The organism is Leptospira andrefontaineae, assembly GCF_004770105.1.
GTDB lineage: Bacteria > Spirochaetota > Leptospiria > Leptospirales > Leptospiraceae > Leptospira_B > Leptospira_B andrefontaineae.
This window is the reverse complement of the sequence record NZ_RQEY01000026.1, coordinates 106,518-125,426: the sequence shown is the minus strand read 5'-3', so window position 1 is coordinate 125,426 and position 18,909 is coordinate 106,518. Positions and strand designations below refer to the sequence as shown.

Below are 18,909 nucleotides of genomic sequence, written 5' to 3'. Positions count from 1 at the left end.
AAAACGGGGCTTTCTATGCGAGAAAACCAAGTAAAGGTATACGGCTACAGATGGGTGATTCTTGGTCTATACGCTCTAATTACGGCGATTATCCAAATCCAATGGCTGACTTTTGCGCCTATAGCCAGAGAGGCTAAAGTATTTTACGATGTATCAAGCCTTCAAATAGATCTTCTCTCTCTCATCTTCATGGGAGTATTCGTATTAATGGCAATCCCTGCTTCTTACATAATAGATACTTACGGAATTAAGATCGGAGTCGGAGTTGGTGCCGCTCTCACAGGAATTTTCTCCTTAAGCAAAGGAGTTTATGCAGATAATTTCAGCATAGTGATCGCATCACAAATCGGTTTAGCAATCGCACAACCTTTCATATTAAACGCAGTCACAAAAGTAAGCGTACAATGGTTCCCAATTACCGAAAGGGCTACCGCTGTTGCAATCGGAACATTGGCTCAATTTGTAGGTATTATTTTAGTAATGGCAATCACTCCTAGAATGTTAGGAGAAGCGAATCCGAATCCTCAAGAAATCCCGGGAATTCTTTTGAATTACGGATTAGTAGCTATGGTAGGCGCTGTAATATTCTTGGCATTCTTCAGAGAGAAGCCACCGACTGCTCCGGACAATTCGAAATTACAAGATTCTAAATTTAAAGTATTCGAAGGTTTGAAACATATCTTAAACCAAAAGGACATGAGAAAGTCCTTACTTTTATTCCTGATTGGATTAGGAGTATTTAATGCTGTCAGCACTTGTATAGATCAGATCTGCGAAACAAAACAACTCAACATGACCCAGTCCGGAGAAATTGCTGGAATGATGTTAATGTCGGGAATTATCGCAGGTGTCTTTGTCCCATTGATCTCAGATAAGGTTGGAAAAAGACAACCTTTCTTAGTGATCTCAATGGCTGGATTTTTGCCTGGACTGTTATTATTCTCTTTAGCGAATGATTATACATTAGTTCTAACTGGAGCATTCTTGATCGGATTCTTCTTGCTCGGAATTGGCGCACCAATCGGATTCCAATATTGTGCGGAGATCACCTCCCCTGCGCCTGAATCTTCTTCGCAAGGACTTTTACTTTGGATCGGTCAGATTTCCGGGATCTTCTTTATTTTAGGTCTGAACTTTTTAGGAATAGACCTATTCTTAAAAATATTCATAGGCTTGGCTGTATTGAACTTAGCTCTTTCTTTCTTATTAAAAGAATCTCCTTTGATGTTAGGAGCAAAAGTACAAGAGAATTCTCTCTCCAGAAAATAAATAAAAAAAAGTCCGTCGGATACCCCGACGGACGGTTTAAGGTTTGCTATTCAATGGATCAAGTCGTTTCAGTATACGATCCGCTTTAAAGAAATTCGTTCCAAAAATTTTCTATAGTCTGCTACGCAGGCTTCAAGAGTCTGCGAAGCAGACTCTTATAATTTTTAACGTTACGTCTTCCTCTAACTTGATCGGCGATCATATTCCAAATCAAAGAGCCCGGTAGCCTAGGTTCTTTTCCTTCTCCCATTCTTCTGAACTGAAGACGGATAGCGGACATCTTAGAAAGTGAATTTAATGCTGGGTTTGAAAGTTTAGGTATTTCTACGGAGACCTTTTCTATTTTCCCGGAAAGTAATCCGTTTACGAATGTAGGATGAAATGCAAACGGTGCAGCTATCCCTACTAAGTCTGCCTCTTTAGAAAGTATAGCTTCTTCCATTACGGACTTAGTCCTGAATCCTCCGGTAACTAATAGAGGGATCTTGGTTATCTCTTTTGCCTTCTTAGCAAAATCTAAAAAGTAAGCTTCTCTTTTGTTTGTACCTGTTCCTTGCATTGCAGGAGATTCGTAATTCCCTCCTGAAATTTCCAAAAGATCCAATCCGATCGGCTCGAGCATTTTTATCACTTGGATAGAATCTTCTTCTTGGAAACCTCCACCTTGGAAGTCCGCAGAATTCAATTTAACTCCAATTCCGAAATCGGATCGAACAGCTGCTTTGATCCCTTTCAAAACTTCTAAAAGAAATCTGGCTCGATTTTCTAAAGAGCCACCCCATTCATCTTTTCTAATATTGGTCATTGGGGAAAGGAATTGGTTTAATAAATAACCATGGGCAGAATGGACTTCTACCCCATTGAATCCCGCTTTTTCAGCTATAACTGCAGCATCTATGAACTTTTGGATGAGGACTTTGATCTCTTCTCCGCTTAATGCTCTTGGTTCTCCAAAAACTTTCGCGAACATTCTTCCAGGTATATGCACTTTTATCGGGGAAGGAGCAACAGGCGTTTCATTCACAAAACTGAATGTTTGTCTTCCAGGATGATTGATCTGCATCCAAATTTTGGAACCGCCTGATTGCCCAATCTCTGCCCATTTTTTGAGAGAAGAAAGATCCATATCCTTTCTTAAGATCACATTGCCCGGACCGGTAAGTCCATTCAGGTCCACCATTACGTTTCCAGTAAGAAGAAGGCCCGCACCTGATTTGGACCATCTTTCATAAAGTTTGAATAATCTTTGGCTAGGAAGGAATTCCTTATCCGAAAGACCTTCTTCCATAGATGCTTTAACAATTCTGTTTTTGAGTATTTGGCCGTTTGGAAGTTTTAGTTCGGATGAAATTCCTTCCTTTGATAATGCCTGGATCATAAAATTCTCACTCAATTAATTTCCTACCATTCGGTATTTATTTGACTGGGTGAGTCAATAAAAATTCCTACCGGTTGGTATTTATTTTTAGGAAATTTGGAGAATTCGTTTGACGGGCGAAGGAAATAGATAGAAACAGAGGGCAAGGAATGAAACTCAGCAAAGCAAAACCTGGCTGGAAAAAAATGCCGGAGGAGGTCCGAAAGGAATCCATCCTTCAGGCTGCTATGCAATGTTTCTTTAGTAAGGGTTTCGAAAGGACCTCCGTCCAGGATATTGCGGATGCTGCCGGCCTTACAAAAGGTGGGATCTATTTTCATTTCGAAAGTAAAGAAGAGATCAGAGATACTCTTATCCAAAACTTTTTGTCATGGGAAAGATTCGGATTCGAAGAACCTGAAGTAAAAGCACTTCCTCCTCACCTCCGCTTAGTGGAATATTTAGAAAGACTCGCGAATCGTCTGGCAGTTGAGGGAAATTGTAGCCCTCGTTTGTTTGCGGAAGCAACAGCCTGTGGCGCAATGGAAAAAGAAATATTAAGTTTTTATGATTCTTTGGAAAAACTTTTCGCTAAGACCATTAAAGAATCTCAGGAAAATGGTAAGATCAAAGCGGATCTTTCTCCCGAACTTTCTGCAAGGACTCTACTCGCGCTTTTTGACGGTTTGCAGATACAGTCGGATATTTCTAATAAAAGGGCTTTGCAGACTGTAGGCAGAGAAGTCCTGAAAGTATTTCTTAAATCTATGTTATTCCTTCCTCAGGATAACTGCGAAATTTAAATGAATCTTCTTAGATGAAAATTTTCAAACCTTGATCGGAAGATAAATACTCACTAACAAGAACGCTAATGAAATCAAGATCGCCATCAGCGGTCTGATCATCCGATAGAATTTCCAAAGTTTCAATTCGAATCTTTTGTTCTTCATCTCTATATATTAGAGAACAAACGAATGATCTAGGACTTACATTTTCAAAAAAATTTTATAATCCCTTAAGTGAGGGATGCGGAACTATATCAGATTATTTTAATTCTTTATGTCTTTATGTCTTTTTTTGATCCAGAGTCCGTACACGATCCCTACGAAAAATCCGGATACGATTACTATAATTAGAATTGGGTCCATCTTCTTCCCAGATTTATTTTAGATCTAGGTTTTGCAAATCTTACTTATTTCTGCTAGTTACTGAATTAATTCCAAGAGTGATACCGGGAACTTGCAAGTATGTCCAATCGCTACTTAGAGTCGGAGAAACCCCTGTAGTACCAATAGAACCTGAATCCCCAACTACTACGATCCGATTTAGTTTTGAGCTATACACCGCGGACATCCAGTCATTGTATCCGCTCGAGCCTCCACAAGTATCCAGAGCATTTATTGAAGTCCAAGAAGTTCCTTGGTTAGAAGAATAGGCCCACTTGCAGTTATATCCGAAAGTGTAGATATTTCCGGACTCATCGCTTGCAAAACCGTTTGGTCTATTATTTGTTCCGAAACCTGTAGCTACAGAAGCAGGCCATGTTCCGTTAGAGTTCATTTTGGAACTCACAGATACAGAATCACCTGATCTAGTCCCAACCACATAGAAGTCATTTGAGCGTGATCTGAAAAATTGAAATGTAGTCATTTCGTAAGGAGATGCTGTCGGAGGATTCCACAGCATCGATTCCAGGGAACTACCCGCTGGTGGAAATGATTCCCGAGCATTAATGGAGGCTGCAGGATTATATCTTATAAAAGCGGTATAGGACCCCACTTCCAGGGAACAATACATTATATTATTATGAAATGCAATCAAACAAGAAGCATCAACAGACCCATAATCTGGTCCTGCGACATCTTCCATTACTGTCCATGTAACTCCATCCAAACTTTGGATAAGATAAGCCTTTCCTCCGTCACCGTAGACAAATTTGGAACCTGTTGCGATGAATTTATTCACCCCCCCAACTGAGCCATAAGTAATGGTGCGCAATGGTAGATTTCCTGGGGTAGGATATGTAGCAGAATTCGGACAAGGGATCCTAGTCCAGGTAGCTGCATCTGCGCTAGTCCAAAGTCCGCAATTATTCGTTCTGGTTGTAAAAGCAGCACTAAGTGTACCTACAGCTACAAATAAACCGTTCCCATATGCGACCGAGTATAATTCTCCGCCGGAGCAATCCGGAAAGGCGGAAGAGGTCGCAGTCCAAGTAGTTCCATCTTTACTTGTCCATAAAGAGCAAACAAGACCCACGGCTACAAACTCAGCCCCAGTATCCGTCGGTTGGAGTTGGTTGGAGAATGTCAGATCCAAGCCGAGACCTACTAAGGATTGGGAAGCGTCTATATTCACTTCCTTAGCTTGGTTACAATATAAGATCTGAAAGATACTGAGTAATAGAACGATACGTTTCATGCCCGGGCCTTTTACTTAATAACAAATTTACTCGAAATCTTTCCCATCTTTTTTGGGTCACAAATCGCCTATTTGCCCGAATATTATTGGTTATGTTCCGGATTAGTTTAGAGATCCAACTTATAATCAGGCTCTAGAATTCGGGGGCAATGACTGAAAATAATCCCCAAATAGTGTCTGGCTAAAGAATGAAAGAGCCATTCTCCTGCCATGTTTTGCACTTCTACAGAACCAATCTCAGAAAAACCATTTTTCTGAAAGAAAGAATCCAGACTCCAATCTTCTTCCCCGGGGATCACCTGTACTTTTAACATAGCGTAGAAGGTCCCGGAATCAGGATCGAATCTAAAAACAATAGATCGACCACCTAATGGATTTCGAATGGAGAAGGTAGCCCATTTTGCTTTTGGCCCCGACCCTTCGGATTTTAGATCATACAATTCGTATTGTAAATCTTTTTCATCTCCGAAAAACTCATGAAAAGCAGAACGGAATGCGTCTCCGAAATCTAATTGAGTTGGGAAATAAGAATCTTCCGAAGGATCCATAGTACTAATTCTCGGAAAGAGGGATACACCATCAAGTTTTTAGAGAAATGGATCTTAGGAAAATAAAGGAGATGGTAGTTTTTTTTGAGAATCTGGCCGAAATAAAAAACATGGGACAGATTTTTTCCATAATGATACTCATTTGGATTTTTATCCTAACTGGCCCAATCTTATCCAAAGATCTTTCCGGAATTTATAAAGAATACGTGGTCCAAGATTTTGAAACGGAGATCTTCGGAGAAGAAAACGTAAAAGCAAAACTGGGCCCTGATTTTACTCCTGAAGTAAGGATCTCAACCGTATTTAGAACTCCGGAAAGAGAATCCGAAAAATCTTTATATGTAGAGTTAACTGCGGAAAAAAACCAATCCTTCCAAATCTTATTCAAGAAGCCTTGGTCTTCCAAAGAATTTGTAAAAGAGTTCAAGTTCCATGTATATGCAAATGATGGTGGAGGTTCTCTTTTTATTTTAGTTAGGGATTCTAGCTTGGATCAGAAAAAGATACTACTCACACATTTCAATTTTTCAGGCTGGAAAATTTTATCTTTAGATATCACTCGTAAAGTGAGACAAGATGATCTAGTAACTCATCAAAATTCCGAACTTGTATTCTTAGGATTTTTATATGAAGCACCTTTCGAAAGAAAAAGAGGTACGAGGGAAGTTTTCGTAATCGATGATATTCTTGCTAAAACAAGACCTAAATACCTTTTGTTTCCGAGCGAGAAGGCTTTGGTAAAATAGTTATTTTTTTCCTGAAACACCTGCAGGCTTTTTTAATCTAGATCCGCAAGTCCCAGGTCTTTTCTGGCGGGGTAAGAATTCCTTCTTCTTTCAAAATATTCCCAGTCTGCATTCTTCCAAGACTCTCTCAATTTCAGATCTTCTTCTTTTAAAAAAGTTTCCGTAGAGATTGGTTGATTCGTTTTTAAAAATTCGGAAAGTGGAGGAAGTTTATTCTCTTTATATAGAATGCATAACTTCTCAGCAAGTCTATAGGTACCGAGTAATCTTCCCAGTTGGCTATAACCTGCAATATGAGGAGTGAAAATTGAATTTTCTAAACTCGCCATTTGTTCTGCGATTTTCCCCTTAGGAGGCTCCGGATAAAATACATCCATTACCTTGTGCAGATCGGTCCTATCTAAAATTGTTTGGAATGTTTCTTCCGACCAAACCTCTCCCCTACTTGTATTCTGAAGAAGTGTACCTTCTTTCAATTTAGAAATTTTATCTTTGTCGAGTAGGTTCAATGTAGGATAAGGACCATTGGTAGTAAGAGGAACATGAAGACTTACTATGGAACATTTTAATATTTCATCCAAAGGAACGGAACGATCCTTGATAAATGGGTCGTTATAGATATAGGGGACCTTCTTCTCTTCTAGAATTTTAGCAAATTTTTTGCCCGTATTTCCGAAGCCGATGATACCAACATTCTTCTTTTTAAGTTCTTCTTCCGAAAAAAAATGAAGTAAAGATACCCAACAATATTCAGCAACCGAGCCTGCATTGCTTCCAGGAGAATTAATGAATACTCTGGACTCTTTTTTTAGATCCGAAAAATTCACATGGTCTGTTCCGGAACTCACTGTTGCAAAAATTTTCACACTAGGAAATGTACGACATGTATCTTGATTCACCTTCAGTCTAGTGTTTGCAATTAAGATAGTAGGTTTAAACTTTTCGATCTCTTCCGGAGATTTGGCTGGATAGGATCTAATATCCAAATTCCGGAAATGAGAAAAAATTTCCGAAGCCCCGACGGTTCCTTCCGGATAAAAAAGAATAGGAAGAGACATGAAGGAATCTTTTAAAAAAGGACCTGAATCGCCAATTTATTTTCCGTAAAAACTCTTGCCTTCTCGTGCCCGATCAATACCTTCAATGCTTTCCAACCGGTAAATATTTCAAATGTTAGAACGTTTAAAAGAAATCCCCCCGAAAATCTGGCTTTTTGCCTCTGGTTTTTTAATCCTTATAGTATTGATCGTATTCCTTCTTTGGGAACCCGGCTCGACCGGCAAAGAATTCGGTTTTGATGGAGGAGACTCTCCAGGCTTTACTGTGACCCAAAACGAGAATGGAGAATGGATCATTAATCCGGAGATCATGGCCACTTCTCGCGAATTATATAAAGACGGCCAATGGTTAAGCTACGACGAGATACTGAAATATGCTGCGAATGGTGAATTAGATCTTGTATCTTCTCTTTGGGAATTAAGAAGGAAATGTCCCGCGGATTATACTCCGGAACAGTGTAACGAAATAGTAAAAGCTTTCATCTTGGAACAATATCCCGGAGCAGATGGGGAAAGACTCGTCGGTCTTTTTAGAAAGTATCTTTCTTACGAGATCGTATTAAGAGAATTCGAACAACCTAGAGGCAAAAGCCAGGAAGAAATTTACGAAATCATAAAGAAGAAGAGAAGAGAACTTTTTTCCGACCAAGATGCTAAGCTGATCTTCGGATTGGAAGAAGCGGAGAAGGAGTTCCAATTCGGATACGATCAATTCTTAAACGAAGTCAAAAATCTTTCCGGAGATAAAAAGCTCGCAAGATATGAAGAATATCGTAAGGGAGTTTACGGAAATTATTATAATACGATCTATAAAAGAGAGCCTAAGTTCAATAAATACGAAACTGAACTTTATTTTAAAGAAGCAGACCTGAATAAATTATCTGCCGCAGAAAAAGATCCTCAGGTTCGTGCGATCCGAGAAAAATATTTCGGTAAGGACGGAGCCGATAGGATCGAAAAAGTCCTAAAAGAAATAGACGCGGAAAAGAAGAAGGAAGAGCAAACCGCACAAGAAGAACAGAATTGGCTTAAGGCTCATCCGACTGCAAGACCTGAAGAGAGAGATAAAGCTCTAAATGAGATCAGAGTTAAAATTTTAGGCCAAGAAGAAGCGGAGGCTTACGCAAGAAGAAAGGCCTTAGAAGAAGACCAAAGACGTTTGCAAGGTAAATGATCCGGTTCTCCAGAAATCCGATCCGTCCATTTTTATGCCTGATCGGAATTGCGTCCGGAATCCTTTTCGGAATGGAGCCCTTCGAGTTTTTTCCGGCGGGAGGGCTATCCGCATTCTGTGCATATATTCTATTTTTAGAATTAAGAGAATGGAAACTTAGATCTGCGATTTTCTGGCTTTTAGGGCTTTCTCAGACTATCAATTTAATCGTATTTTTTTGGATTCCTTCCTCTATTTCCGCAATTTCGGGAGCAGGCGCGAGCATTTCCTGGACTTTATTTCTAGTGTATGGGATCTTCTCCCATTTTAAACTGATCATCTTTTACTTGGGATGGAATTTTAGTTTATTCTTATATAATAAATACATTAATTCTCCCGAGAAACTTACTCTATTCGGCTGGGTGATTTTTCCTATTTGGGGAGTTCTATCAGATCTGATTATGCCTCAACTTTTCCCATGGTACTGGGGAAATTTAGCGGAAGGAAATCTTTCTTTTTCGCAAGTAGCATCCTGGACCGGAATATTTGGAGTAGGATTTTTTCTACTCCTAGGAAGTTCTTCCTTAGTATTGATCAAAAACCCTGCATTAAAAAGATACGGGATTGCAGGGATCCTCATTTTCGGAATTGTTTGGACCTTGGGTGGTTTTAGACTTTATTCCGCTCCTGATTATACTGTTCCAAATTCCACTCCTGCCATAGAAGATGGGATCTTAAAACTCTCAGGGGTCCTAATACAACCAAATACATCTCCCGGCAAAAGAGAATTGGCTGAAAATCCGGAATTCGTAGGACAAACGATCAGCACTAGTCTTGAGTTAGGTCTTCGTTCTTCTTTGGAAACTTCTCCACCTCCTGATCTTTTATTCTTACCTGAGTCAGCTGTTCCATTTCACGGAACTATTCCGAATGAAAATCTGGGACAAGGAGTGTATTCTTCTACATTCCATGGCGCTTTAATGTATCTAACGTATAAGACCGGCGCAGATATTTTATACAATGAATTGAATCGTTTCCCAGAAGGTTTAAAAAACCAGGTAACACTTCTTTCTTCTTCCAATGGAGAAGTGGAACGTTATGACAAAAGAAGATTACTCGCGTTCGGAGAATATATTCCTTTCGAATCTACATTCCCTTTTCTAAGAAAATTGTTTAAGGAAACTTCCTTTTATATTACAGGAGGAGATCCTAAACCTCTTCTAGGGATTCGTTCTTTTAGAAGAGAAAGAATTCCTTCTTTGCCTACGGAAGAAGAAACTCCTTTGATCCAAAATCCGGATCATTTTCGTCCAATTTTAACTAGCTCCGGCAAAGAAGAAAATGTTTCGTATCAGATCCTACCTTTGATCTGTTATGAGGCGATGTTTCCCGATTTAGTTAGAGAATCCGTAAAATTTGCATCCAAGGATACGTTTACGTTTTTTGTAAATCCAACCAATGATTCCTGGTTCTCTTCCCAAGTAGAAGCTTGGCAACATGGAGGAGCGGTCCGATTTAGAGCAATAGAATTCGGGCTCACATTTGTGCGCCCGGCAGTCACAGGAATTTCATTTGCGGTAGATCCTTACGGTAGAAGTTTAAATCACGCGACAAGATATGGAGAGAAGGACACCAGATCCTTTTTACTTCCTGCGACAAAATTGAAAAATGGAGGAAATACATTCTATTCAGAATGGGGAAATCTTCCATTTTATCTTTATACTATTCTGGCATTCACGTTATTCTTCCTTGTAGGAAAAAAGGCGTTTTTCAAAACTAAGGGTTAGCACACCAAGGGGGATCTTTGCTAGAACATACATTCTGCCATCTCCCCGGCATCGACGTGATCGAAGAGGGAAAACTCTGGGACCAAGGAATTCTTCATTGGGACGAATTCAGGGAAGTATTAAAAGAAAAAGTAAAATCCCCATCCGATATGCATTCCAGATTACTTTTGGACTCTTTGGATTTTTCCAGAAAGGAAATGAATAGAAAGAATTGGGATTATTTTTTCTTCGCTCTACCAAGCCAACAAAAATGGAGACTATTCCCTATCATCAGGGAAAATCTTCTCTACTTAGATATTGAAACTTCCGGTTTAGGAAGTGGTGACTTTGTAACTGTTGTAGGAACTTACGATGGTAAAGATTTCAAAACATATCTTAGAGGAAGGAATATGGATGATTTTCCGGAAGAACTTTCTTCTTCTCATGTTTTTGTAACTTATAACGGTGCAGCATTCGATGTTCCTTTTTTAGAAAGAGAATTCAGCAAAAAATTCAAGAACCGTCATTTGGATCTAATGTATATTCTTAGGAGTCTCGGGATCAAAGGTGGTTTGAAAGGTTGCGAAAAGGCCTTAGGTATTAAAAGGGATCTTCCTTATGAGGTCAATGGTGCAGACGCAGTTCGATTATGGTGGCAGTATGTTCAGTACGATGACCAAGACGCATTGGATCTTCTTTTAAAATATAATAAAGAAGATGTGGTCAACCTAGAACTTTTGTTTATCAAAGCCTATAATTTAAAGATCAAAGAAACACGATTTTTCGGAGAAGTTATACCTGAAATTTAACTGTGTGCCTCTGACTCCGCGATCCAGCGGTAAGTTTCGTAAGGTGGTTCCGTTTCTATAATTTCCACCCAACCCTTATCTATAAACTTACGAACCATAGAATGTAAGATGGCCATCGCAGTATTATAATATCCTGAATTAGCGACCTTCTCCCCCATTGCTTCCAAAGTTAAGGAAGAAAGATCGTATTCTTTTTCCTTAAGCCTACGGATCACACCTCTTTCTAAGATCTGCAATGTTTTATGAAGAAGTTTAATTGCCTTTTGAGGGGATTCAGGCTCCGGTCCATGGGCAGGTAATAATCTACGAATACTCATCTTTGAAATTCTTTCTAAGGAACGATAATAATCTTCTAGGTTTCCGTCTATCTCAGCATATATGGAAGATATGTTTTGTAGGACGAGATCGCCCGTGAAAAATATATTCTCCTCCAAGATATAAGGAGTAAGATGCCAAAGATTATGGCCTGGAGTATGTAAAAAACCTATATCTCTTCCGCCGGCGTGGATCACGTCTCCTTCTTCTAATTCTATATCAAATTTTAAAACAGGGTCGATACGAGTTCCTCTACTTAATGTATTTCTTAAGTTTAGATTTCCTTCTTCTATCCTTGCTAGTTCCCTTTTGCGATCTTCCGGAACCCTATGACCTTTGTACACCAAACGTTTGGACGCTCTATTGAACATTTCCACATGTTCCAAATAGTTTCCGATCCCGGACGCCATTCCTTTCATCGCATATAGTTTTGCATCAGTATAATAACGGATCGTGAGAACTGCACTAAGATGATCCAAATGATTATGAGTATAAAAGATATGTTTGATCTTATTTAAACTAAGTCCGATTTTACGAAGTGCTCTTTGGAGCATTCCCAAATTAGCAAGATAACCTGAATCTATAAGTGCAGGTTCTCCATCGGGAAGGATATAAATATTATTGGGTGCATAAAACGGCTGAGGGATCTCCGTTTTAAAAATTCCATCTCCTATTTCTTTTACATCTGGAATTGAGTCATAGTGATAAATTTTCAAACTCGAATTCTCCCTTGGCTAAATCGATCTACCTAGTCCGTCTTCTAGGAAAATAAGCGACTCCTTTCTCTGCAAGCTTCTAAATTCCCTTTTCGGATATACTCGGAAAGAATTCGAATTGAGTCTAAATTCTCTTTTGCTTCTTCTCCCAGAATTCGTTTAATATGTTTTGTTTCGAACGAAGAAAGTTTTCCGTCGAAGGAACATGCGATACATAATAACCGCAAGCATGCCTTCTTTTCTTCCTTGGATAATTGGGAGACCAAACTTCCGAATGTATCCAGATCGTCCAAAGATCCATCATGAGAATTTAAACCGAATCCTTTATGCATTTTGATCAACATATATTCCAGATTAGGATGGAATATTTGGGTGAATACTACTGAGTTCCCGACCGCGGCTAAAAATGCAATCTTCCCTTCTTTACTAAGTTTATCCCTATTTTTTAATATTTCGTCTGTGACTTCTTTTGCAATGATCCTGGAAAGTAATCTAATCCTAAGCTCTTTTAAGATCAAATACATGACTACTCCGTCCCAGATCGCAGTGATAGGAGCAGCCACATAGTCTGCATAGACACGTAAAGAATTTCTCGCTAAAATTTTTCGGAGGACTATCTTTGCGATTAAGTTAGAAAGTAAAACTTTTGTTTTATAGAAGAATGTTCTTATCAGCAAACTTCTTTTATCCGTGAGCCTTAGTGGATCTATTCCTAGAAGTTTTAAATCAGGATCCGGAATTTCCAGCGCCATTCTAGAAAGTAGATTTGCGTTTCCAGTTACAAGATCAGGATCTTCTTCCAATTGAATGCCTGAAAGTTTTGTGAGTTTATACGCGGCCCATAGTCCTAATTTATAAAGAAGATAAAATTCTATGATTGTCCCGATAGCGAGTGCCGCTCCTGCATAGCTCCATTTTTCGATAAATTCTGGAGAGAATACTTCAGGCGATTCAGGAAAAAATTTCTCTACTAAGATGATAAAATAGGTAGTCCAAAATCCGATCTGCAATCCTAAGAAAGAAGCCCAACGTATAATCCTAGTACTTTTGGGGAAGAAGTCAGGGCTTGGTCCAAGAGTTTTTTCTTCTTCCTTCTCCTCATTGACATAATTCCGGAGAATTTTAATGCCCCATTTTTCTAAAACACCTGGTTTATAATCTGAATAAGATTCGGCCCTTACGTTCATCAGGAGGACGATCGAAAACTAAAATAGAACGTAAGTCAACTCAATGGCGGAACCTTCCGGATAGTTTTCAGGGTCTAAGGCCCAGCTGGTCGAGTTTTCGTTCCCAAGATTTCATTCTTGACCATGATTTTCCGAAGATAGATATTAGAATTATGGCGTTCTCCAAACCGTTTATTTCCAAATTATTCCCTGCATTTATCGGCCTAATCGCCACGGTCGCAGTGCTCATATCCTGCAATACTGGTGATACTAATAAAGTAGATCTTACTGTTACTGGAACCGACGGTTCCACCTTCCCCATCCAGGGAGAAATTGATAAGGATAAAACTTCGAACTGTGGAACTGCAACTCCGTATTCAAGTTCCGGAACCGGAACTACTACCGGAACCACTACAAGTACAGGTTCCACCACCAATTTATTTACAATCAACTCAAGGATGTATTTTACTACAGGAGCTTTCGTAACCTTGAAATTTGTTTACGATGCTACTCAAAACCAAGGGACAGTGGATGCGCAGCAAGGATTTTCCTTCTCTGGACTTCCTGCTTTGGGAGTGGCACCGGTCGTTGCTAACTACGGAAAAATTTTCTGGGGGGGAAGTGGAGTACCTGTGGATACTGGAACTTCTAGTACCCAAGCCCTCTCCTACTTAACAGTTACCTTGGATTTAGTAGGAAACAAAGTAAATACCGGATCTGCAGGTCTAGCTTTGACCCAATGTTATACTACGGACTTTATCAATTGTACTTCGGCTACTTCCTCCAGTATGTGTTATACACAAGATGGTTTAAAATGTTATAATACGAATACTGCAAATGGTCCTACTGTTTCTATCAAAGGTGATATTAACTGTACAAGTAATGCGATTCCGTCAGGTTCTTCTACTACTAGTCAGTGATCAAAGTTTAGCATAAAGAGCTAAAAGAAAAGCCGCGGGTTCACTCGCGGCTTTTTTATGTTCGTATCTTTCTCCAATTACCCCAAATGGGATAAGGGGAACTTATTTATATACTTATAAAGCAATTCATTCCTTATTTCTAAAATATTTGACCGTTACGTGCTTTAGAAAATTATACTACTCTAAATTAACCCCAATAAGGACAAAAAATGAATCGAGCAATCGTTTTCCTGGGAGCTTTCGCTTTAGTTATCTTCAACTGCGCATTCCCTGCTACAAGAGAAGGGATGTTAGTAACGGACTATAAAGCACCCAAAAAAGTCGGAGATAAAATTTACATTAACGAATCGGTAGGTGGAAAAACCACATTACCTTTCTGGATGTCAAAAGTCTCCGATGAAGAATTTACCGCTGCCGTAAAAGAATCCGTTAAATCGGCCGCTCTTTTCGAAACATTAGAAGAACAATTCGGAAATAACTGGAGCCTTAAAATCGAGATCCTAGACTTAGATCAACCTATGTTTGGAACAACTTTTACAGTAAAAACCAAAATCAAATATACTCTTTCAAAAGGTGCAGACGTAATTAAGGAGTTCTTGATCGACGAGTCCGGTGACGCAACCGTTGGAGACGCAATCATCGGTGTGAAAAGAATGAGATTGGCAAACGAAAATTCTGCAAAAGCGAATATCAAAAAATTCTTGGAAGAAGTTTCCAAAGTCCAAGTAAAACCCGGCAAAAAATAATTATTTATGTGCTAAGGAAGGCGAGAGAGACTCTTTCGCCTTCTATCCCTTTCATAAAAGAATCAGACTTCCATCAATTTGCGGAATTGTTCTTTAACAAGATTTCCTTCGTTAGACTCAGGATAAGATTTCAAGAAACTTAATAAGCCTTCTACATCTGCCACAAATTCTTCATTCAAATTTTTTCGAATATTATATCTGTTTAATAAGGAAAGAATAACCAGATCATCATCTGAATTTCTTTCTTCTTTAGAGAATAAAGAATGAGCCAGCTTTTTATCATTCTTGTCCGCAATTTCCAGCAACTTTAAGATAGGATACGTATATAAACCGTTACGGAAATCTTTTAGAGGGATTTTCCCGGTTTGGTCGCCGGCTTGGAAATAATCGATCGCATCGTCTTGTTTTTGGAATAAAGAACCTAGGCGGATCCCAAACTCATGTAGTTTTTTTCTGGTCTTTTTAGGAACTTCTGCCAAAATCCCTGCCGCTTCGGACACCGCTCCAAATAGAGATGCAGTTTTCCCATATACGACTTTATTATAGATATCTAATGTAATTTTGGGATTTTTTTCCCATTCCATTTGAATGAGCTCACTGACGGAAAGATCTTTGATCACAGTAGTGAACAGGTCCATCAGATCTGGAGAACCTAAACTGTTTAGATGGTCAATCCCGCATGCGAGAAGATAATCTCCCGCCAGAATAGAAGTTTTGTTCCCGAATTTAGAAGGAACACTTGGCATCCCTCTTCTGGTCTGAGCCTCATCTACCACATCGTCATGAAGTAGGCTGGCAGCATGGATCAACTCCGCGATTGCACCAACATCTGAGTATTTATCTCCCTTATAGCCTAGGATTTTACAAAGGCAATAATGTAGAATTGGACGTATCCTCTTTCCACCAGAACGGATCGTGTATTCTTTGATCTCTGCCAGAATGCGTAGATCTTCGTCTATGATATCTTTTAGTTTTTTATCGAACTTACGGACTAAGAGATCCTTCAATCCTTTTGCTTTCACGCGGGTTTCCTGTTACGACAGTATTTAGAAACGAATTTTTGGCTCAAGCAGTAAAGAACGTTAGGAGAGAAGTTCCAGACCAATTTAGGTCAAGGTTTCCACTTATTGTCCAGGGCGAGAAGATGACGGGAAAGGATCTTTTCCATATCTCTGTCCTCTTTTTTGCGGTAGATATGGATCAGGTTACGGAACATTCTTTTGAGAATTGTCAGACTGCTTGCATGAGTGAAATATCTTTCGTGTGCCTGGAATCCATTCGCTTTTAGAAAACGAATGCAGGTAGAACGATCTAACATCACACCACCATGATAAGAATCTATATAGGTCTGGAATTCGGAAGACTCAAAATGTAATAGAAAATGCAGAGGCATATTCACCCCGTATAAGGGCAGCTGCAATCTATGAGCCACTAACAGATAAATAACGGAAAGAGAAATTGGGATCCCCTTTTTAGAAGAGAATACCTTATGAAGATAGGAATTGTTCGGATCTTCGTATTGATCATGGTTTCCGCCGAAACCTTCTTCCTGGGAGAGGACTCTGGTTAAAAAATGCACTTTGACTTCGTCAGAAGCGAGGTCTTCATTCAAGTCGACCAACTCTTCGACCCGGATTGCTATCTTATCCAGATAAGTCCTGAACTCCAAATAAGAAAGGTCCGAATCAATGACGGAAGAAAGCAGGAATACTCCCTCTTCCAAATCATCGTAATGGTTTGGATGGCCCTTCTCCGCTAAGATAGAATAACGATAACTAATCCTTTCGGAATGAACTGCTGCACTTACTGAACGTGCAAACACTCTTAGAGTCGGATCTTTTAGTTCGTCCGCTACTTCTTGGACTCTAACTTGCCAAGGGATCATACTTGCGATCTCTTTTATGATCCTAGATTTATCCTGAAGAGAAGAAAACTCTAATTGATAAAACTTGTCCTCGATCTTATCCGGAGGAAAAGGAACTGTACCGAAGAAAGAATCGGAGGATTGCATATCTATAAAATCTGATTTCAAAAACGAAAGTCAATTCGGATCTGAAATGATTGTGTAAAAAAGGATGAGCAGTATAAATTTACTATGTCTTCCATCTTTTTCGAACGCACTTGTTTAAGTGATCGGAAAAATGGAATGAGACTTTTGTTATGTTAAGAGAAATGTTCGGGTTAGAAAAATTTCTTTCTCTAACCCAAGAGGATTAAGCGATTACTTGTTCTAGTTCTTCTAGTGCTTTCTTTTCTTGCTCTGCATTCGGAGGAGTTCCATGCCATCCTGGATTATTTTCCATGAAGGAGACACCTTTTCCGAGTACCGTTTCGAAAAGAATAATTGTAGGAGAACCTTTATGGGATTTTGCCTTTTCGAAAGCAGAGATAATAGATTCAACATTATGACCATCTGCTTCTAAAACATTCCATCCGAATGCAGCAAACTTTTTGTTTAGAGGCTCCAGATTCATCACGTCTTTGGTAAATCCGTCGATCTGGATCCCGTTCTTATCCATAAACGCGATTAGGTTATCGGTTTTATAGTGAGCTGCGGATTGTGCCGCTTCCCAGGTCATACCTTCTCCACATTCTCCGTCAGAGATACATGCATATACTTTGTAGTCTTTTTTAGAAAGTCTTGCACCTAAAGCGATCCCGACTGCAACAGAAAGACCTTGGCCTAAGGATCCGGAAGAACTTTCGATACCTTTTAAATAACGGGTAGAAGGATGTCCCTGTAATTTAGAATTTATGTTCCTAAAGGTCAGAAGTTCGGACTCAGGAAAAAATCCAGCTTGTGCCATAGCAGCATAACGTACTGCGCATACGTGACCGTTGGAAAGGATAAGTCTGTCTCTATCTTCCCAATCCGGATCGGTTGGTTTATGATTTAGGACCTTTTTATATAATACAGCATAGATATCCGCAAGTCCAAGAGGACCTCCCGGGTGACCGGATTTTGCCGCAGTGACCATTTTGATCACGTTTTTACGGATATTATTGGCGAATATTTTGATTTCTTTAGTGTCTTCCACGTAAGCAAGCTCCGGTATTAATTCGAGCGGAACAAAAACAGTCCCGATAGATAAACAAGTGTGTATAATGGTAGAAAAATAAAATGAAGCTTCCTATGGAATTCTTTTTTTCTAGTTAGTCCGGACCAACCCATGAGTAACATTAAGATCAAGGTAATAGCCGCAATCGCTCTGTGAATATCTATATACATTTTATCAACAGTAGCGATAAGGCCGGACTGCTCTATCCCTTCTCCCAAATATTTTAGGCCGAGCAAATAAATTGCAGTGCTCAAATTGAAAAGGATCCCTACTATATTAAAGGTCCTGTGCAACCGGTTATTTCTAAAACGAAACCAATACCCTGTATAAAAAAATAGGATAGAGAGAGTCATTCCAGTATTGATCAGAAAAAGAGACATCTGTCCAAAAGACAATATCCAAAAGCTGGAGAAAATCCTTTTTAATCGATTGACCCTACAAAATGATTTCGAAAAATGTCTTTGAACGCTGCCTTAGCTCAATTGGTAGAGCATCTGATTTGTAATCAGACGGTTGTGGGTTCGATTCCTATAGGCAGCTCGTTCATTTTCCGAATAAGATTGACCAGCTACCCTGAGCAAAAATAATGGCTCTCAACAACGGGTAGGTACTCAAGCGGTCAACGAGGGCAGACTGTAAATCTGCTGGCCCAGCCTTCGAAGGTTCGAATCCTTCCCTGCCCAAAAGTTTCTCCCTTCCCCCTTAAAACAAAATCCTAATATACGAATCAAGTCCGGAAGGATTCGAAGCTTGCGAGCGAAAGCGTTTGCAGCGATCCGTAGAGAGCGTAAGCAAACGCGTGCCGAGTCCATGGATGGACGAAGGCGCGAGCAAGACGCCGTGGAGCCAACTTTGCCACG

At 39.6% G+C, this 18,909-nt stretch carries 18 protein-coding genes and 2 tRNA genes; 10 read left to right on the top strand and 10 right to left on the bottom strand.

Annotated features, from left to right (window positions below; all coding sequences use genetic code 11):
• Nucleotides 1-15: 15 nt before the first annotated feature.
• On the top strand, nt 16-1,269 hold the full coding sequence (locus tag EHO65_RS19035; protein ID WP_135776128.1) for an MFS transporter: 1,254 nt from the start codon (nt 16-18) through the stop codon (nt 1,267-1,269).
• A gap of 121 nt (nt 1,270-1,390) precedes the next feature.
• Here the strand turns inward: EHO65_RS19035 and EHO65_RS19030 are convergent, their stop codons facing one another.
• Nucleotides 1,391-2,662: an NADH:flavin oxidoreductase/NADH oxidase family protein gene (locus EHO65_RS19030; RefSeq protein WP_135776127.1), complete on the bottom strand. Its 1,272-nt coding sequence runs from the start codon at nt 2,660-2,662 to the stop codon at nt 1,391-1,393.
• 134 nt (nt 2,663-2,796) lie between these two features.
• Between EHO65_RS19030 and EHO65_RS19025 the strand changes: the two genes are divergently transcribed.
• The gene (locus tag EHO65_RS19025) at nt 2,797-3,429 is read left to right on the top strand and encodes a TetR/AcrR family transcriptional regulator (protein ID WP_135776126.1); all 633 of its coding nucleotides are present in this window, start codon (nt 2,797-2,799) and stop codon (nt 3,427-3,429) included.
• A gap of 385 nt (nt 3,430-3,814) precedes the next feature.
• On the opposite strand, the gene EHO65_RS19020 is transcribed toward EHO65_RS19025, so the two are convergent.
• Together EHO65_RS19020 and EHO65_RS19015 are read right to left on the bottom strand one after the other, a co-directional pair.
• The gene (locus EHO65_RS19020; RefSeq protein ID WP_135776125.1) at nt 3,815-5,047 is read right to left on the bottom strand and encodes a hypothetical protein; all 1,233 of its coding nucleotides are present in this window, start codon (nt 5,045-5,047) and stop codon (nt 3,815-3,817) included.
• Nucleotides 5,048-5,154: 107 nt separating this feature from the next.
• Nucleotides 5,155-5,595 carry a hypothetical protein gene (locus tag EHO65_RS19015; protein ID WP_135776124.1) on the bottom strand — a complete coding sequence of 147 codons (441 nt, stop codon included), beginning with the start codon at nt 5,593-5,595 and terminating at the stop codon, nt 5,155-5,157.
• Nucleotides 5,596-5,726: 131 nt separating this feature from the next.
• Here EHO65_RS19015 and EHO65_RS19010 point away from each other — a divergent pair, with 131 nt between their 5' ends.
• A complete protein-coding gene (locus tag EHO65_RS19010; protein WP_244243589.1) occupies nt 5,727-6,341 on the top strand; it encodes a flagellar assembly protein FlaA in 615 nt (204 codons plus the stop codon).
• A 32-nt stretch (nt 6,342-6,373) separates the two neighbouring features.
• On the opposite strand, the gene EHO65_RS19005 is transcribed toward EHO65_RS19010, so the two are convergent.
• Complete coding sequence (locus EHO65_RS19005; protein ID WP_135776122.1) at nt 6,374-7,399, bottom strand: NAD(P)-dependent oxidoreductase; 1,026 nt, start codon at nt 7,397-7,399, stop codon at nt 6,374-6,376.
• Between the two features lie 112 nt (nt 7,400-7,511).
• Here EHO65_RS19005 and EHO65_RS19000 point away from each other — a divergent pair, with 112 nt between their 5' ends.
• Genes EHO65_RS19000 through EHO65_RS18990 form a run of 3 tightly spaced genes read left to right on the top strand, consistent with a single transcriptional unit; the run spans nt 7,512 to nt 11,127 of the window.
• The gene (locus EHO65_RS19000; protein WP_135776121.1) at nt 7,512-8,573 is read left to right on the top strand and encodes a lipase secretion chaperone; all 1,062 of its coding nucleotides are present in this window, start codon (nt 7,512-7,514) and stop codon (nt 8,571-8,573) included.
• Nucleotides 8,570-10,339 (top strand): apolipoprotein N-acyltransferase, encoded by a 1,770-nt coding sequence (locus tag EHO65_RS18995; protein ID WP_135776120.1) that lies wholly within the window; start codon nt 8,570-8,572, stop codon nt 10,337-10,339. The genes EHO65_RS19000 and EHO65_RS18995 overlap by 4 nt, the downstream gene beginning before the upstream one ends.
• 17 nt (nt 10,340-10,356) lie before the next feature.
• Nucleotides 10,357-11,127, top strand: coding sequence for a ribonuclease H-like domain-containing protein (locus EHO65_RS18990; protein WP_135776119.1), 771 nt, complete (start codon nt 10,357-10,359; stop codon nt 11,125-11,127).
• On the opposite strand, the gene EHO65_RS18985 is transcribed toward EHO65_RS18990, so the two are convergent.
• On the bottom strand, nt 11,124-12,158 hold the full coding sequence (locus tag EHO65_RS18985; protein WP_135776118.1) for an MBL fold metallo-hydrolase: 1,035 nt from the start codon (nt 12,156-12,158) through the stop codon (nt 11,124-11,126). The genes EHO65_RS18990 and EHO65_RS18985 overlap by 4 nt on opposite strands.
• A 44-nt stretch (nt 12,159-12,202) precedes the next feature.
• Nucleotides 12,203-13,345, bottom strand: a complete 1,143-nt coding sequence (locus tag EHO65_RS18980) for an LBF_2804 family protein (RefSeq protein WP_135776117.1) — start codon at nt 13,343-13,345, stop codon at nt 12,203-12,205.
• A 152-nt stretch (nt 13,346-13,497) separates the two neighbouring features.
• Between EHO65_RS18980 and EHO65_RS18975 the strand changes: the two genes are divergently transcribed.
• Together EHO65_RS18975 and EHO65_RS18970 are read left to right on the top strand one after the other, a co-directional pair.
• Nucleotides 13,498-14,244 carry an LIC10920 family plasminogen-binding lipoprotein gene (locus EHO65_RS18975; RefSeq protein ID WP_135776116.1) on the top strand — a complete coding sequence of 249 codons (747 nt, stop codon included), beginning with the start codon at nt 13,498-13,500 and terminating at the stop codon, nt 14,242-14,244.
• Between the two features lie 209 nt (nt 14,245-14,453).
• Nucleotides 14,454-14,990, top strand: a complete 537-nt coding sequence (locus EHO65_RS18970; RefSeq protein ID WP_135776115.1) for a hypothetical protein — start codon at nt 14,454-14,456, stop codon at nt 14,988-14,990.
• Nucleotides 14,991-15,052: 62 nt separating this feature from the next.
• Here EHO65_RS18970 and EHO65_RS18965 read toward each other — a convergent pair whose 3' ends face one another.
• The 4 genes from EHO65_RS18965 to EHO65_RS18950 form a co-directional block, all read right to left on the bottom strand.
• The gene (locus tag EHO65_RS18965; protein WP_135776114.1) at nt 15,053-16,012 is read right to left on the bottom strand and encodes a polyprenyl synthetase family protein; all 960 of its coding nucleotides are present in this window, start codon (nt 16,010-16,012) and stop codon (nt 15,053-15,055) included.
• A gap of 89 nt (nt 16,013-16,101) precedes the next feature.
• Complete coding sequence (locus EHO65_RS18960; RefSeq protein ID WP_167482065.1) at nt 16,102-17,001, bottom strand: transglutaminase-like domain-containing protein; 900 nt, start codon at nt 16,999-17,001, stop codon at nt 16,102-16,104.
• Between the two features lie 202 nt (nt 17,002-17,203).
• A complete protein-coding gene (locus EHO65_RS18955; protein WP_135776112.1) occupies nt 17,204-18,028 on the bottom strand; it encodes a transketolase in 825 nt (274 codons plus the stop codon).
• A 17-nt stretch (nt 18,029-18,045) separates the two neighbouring features.
• Nucleotides 18,046-18,429 carry a hypothetical protein gene (locus EHO65_RS18950; RefSeq protein WP_135776111.1) on the bottom strand — a complete coding sequence of 128 codons (384 nt, stop codon included), beginning with the start codon at nt 18,427-18,429 and terminating at the stop codon, nt 18,046-18,048.
• Nucleotides 18,430-18,516: 87 nt separating this feature from the next.
• Between EHO65_RS18950 and EHO65_RS18945 the strand changes: the two genes are divergently transcribed.
• A tRNA-Thr gene (locus EHO65_RS18945) sits at nt 18,517-18,589 on the top strand.
• A 61-nt stretch (nt 18,590-18,650) separates the two neighbouring features.
• Nucleotides 18,651-18,732 (top strand) — tRNA-Tyr (locus EHO65_RS18940).
• Nucleotides 18,733-18,909 lie beyond the last annotated feature (177 nt).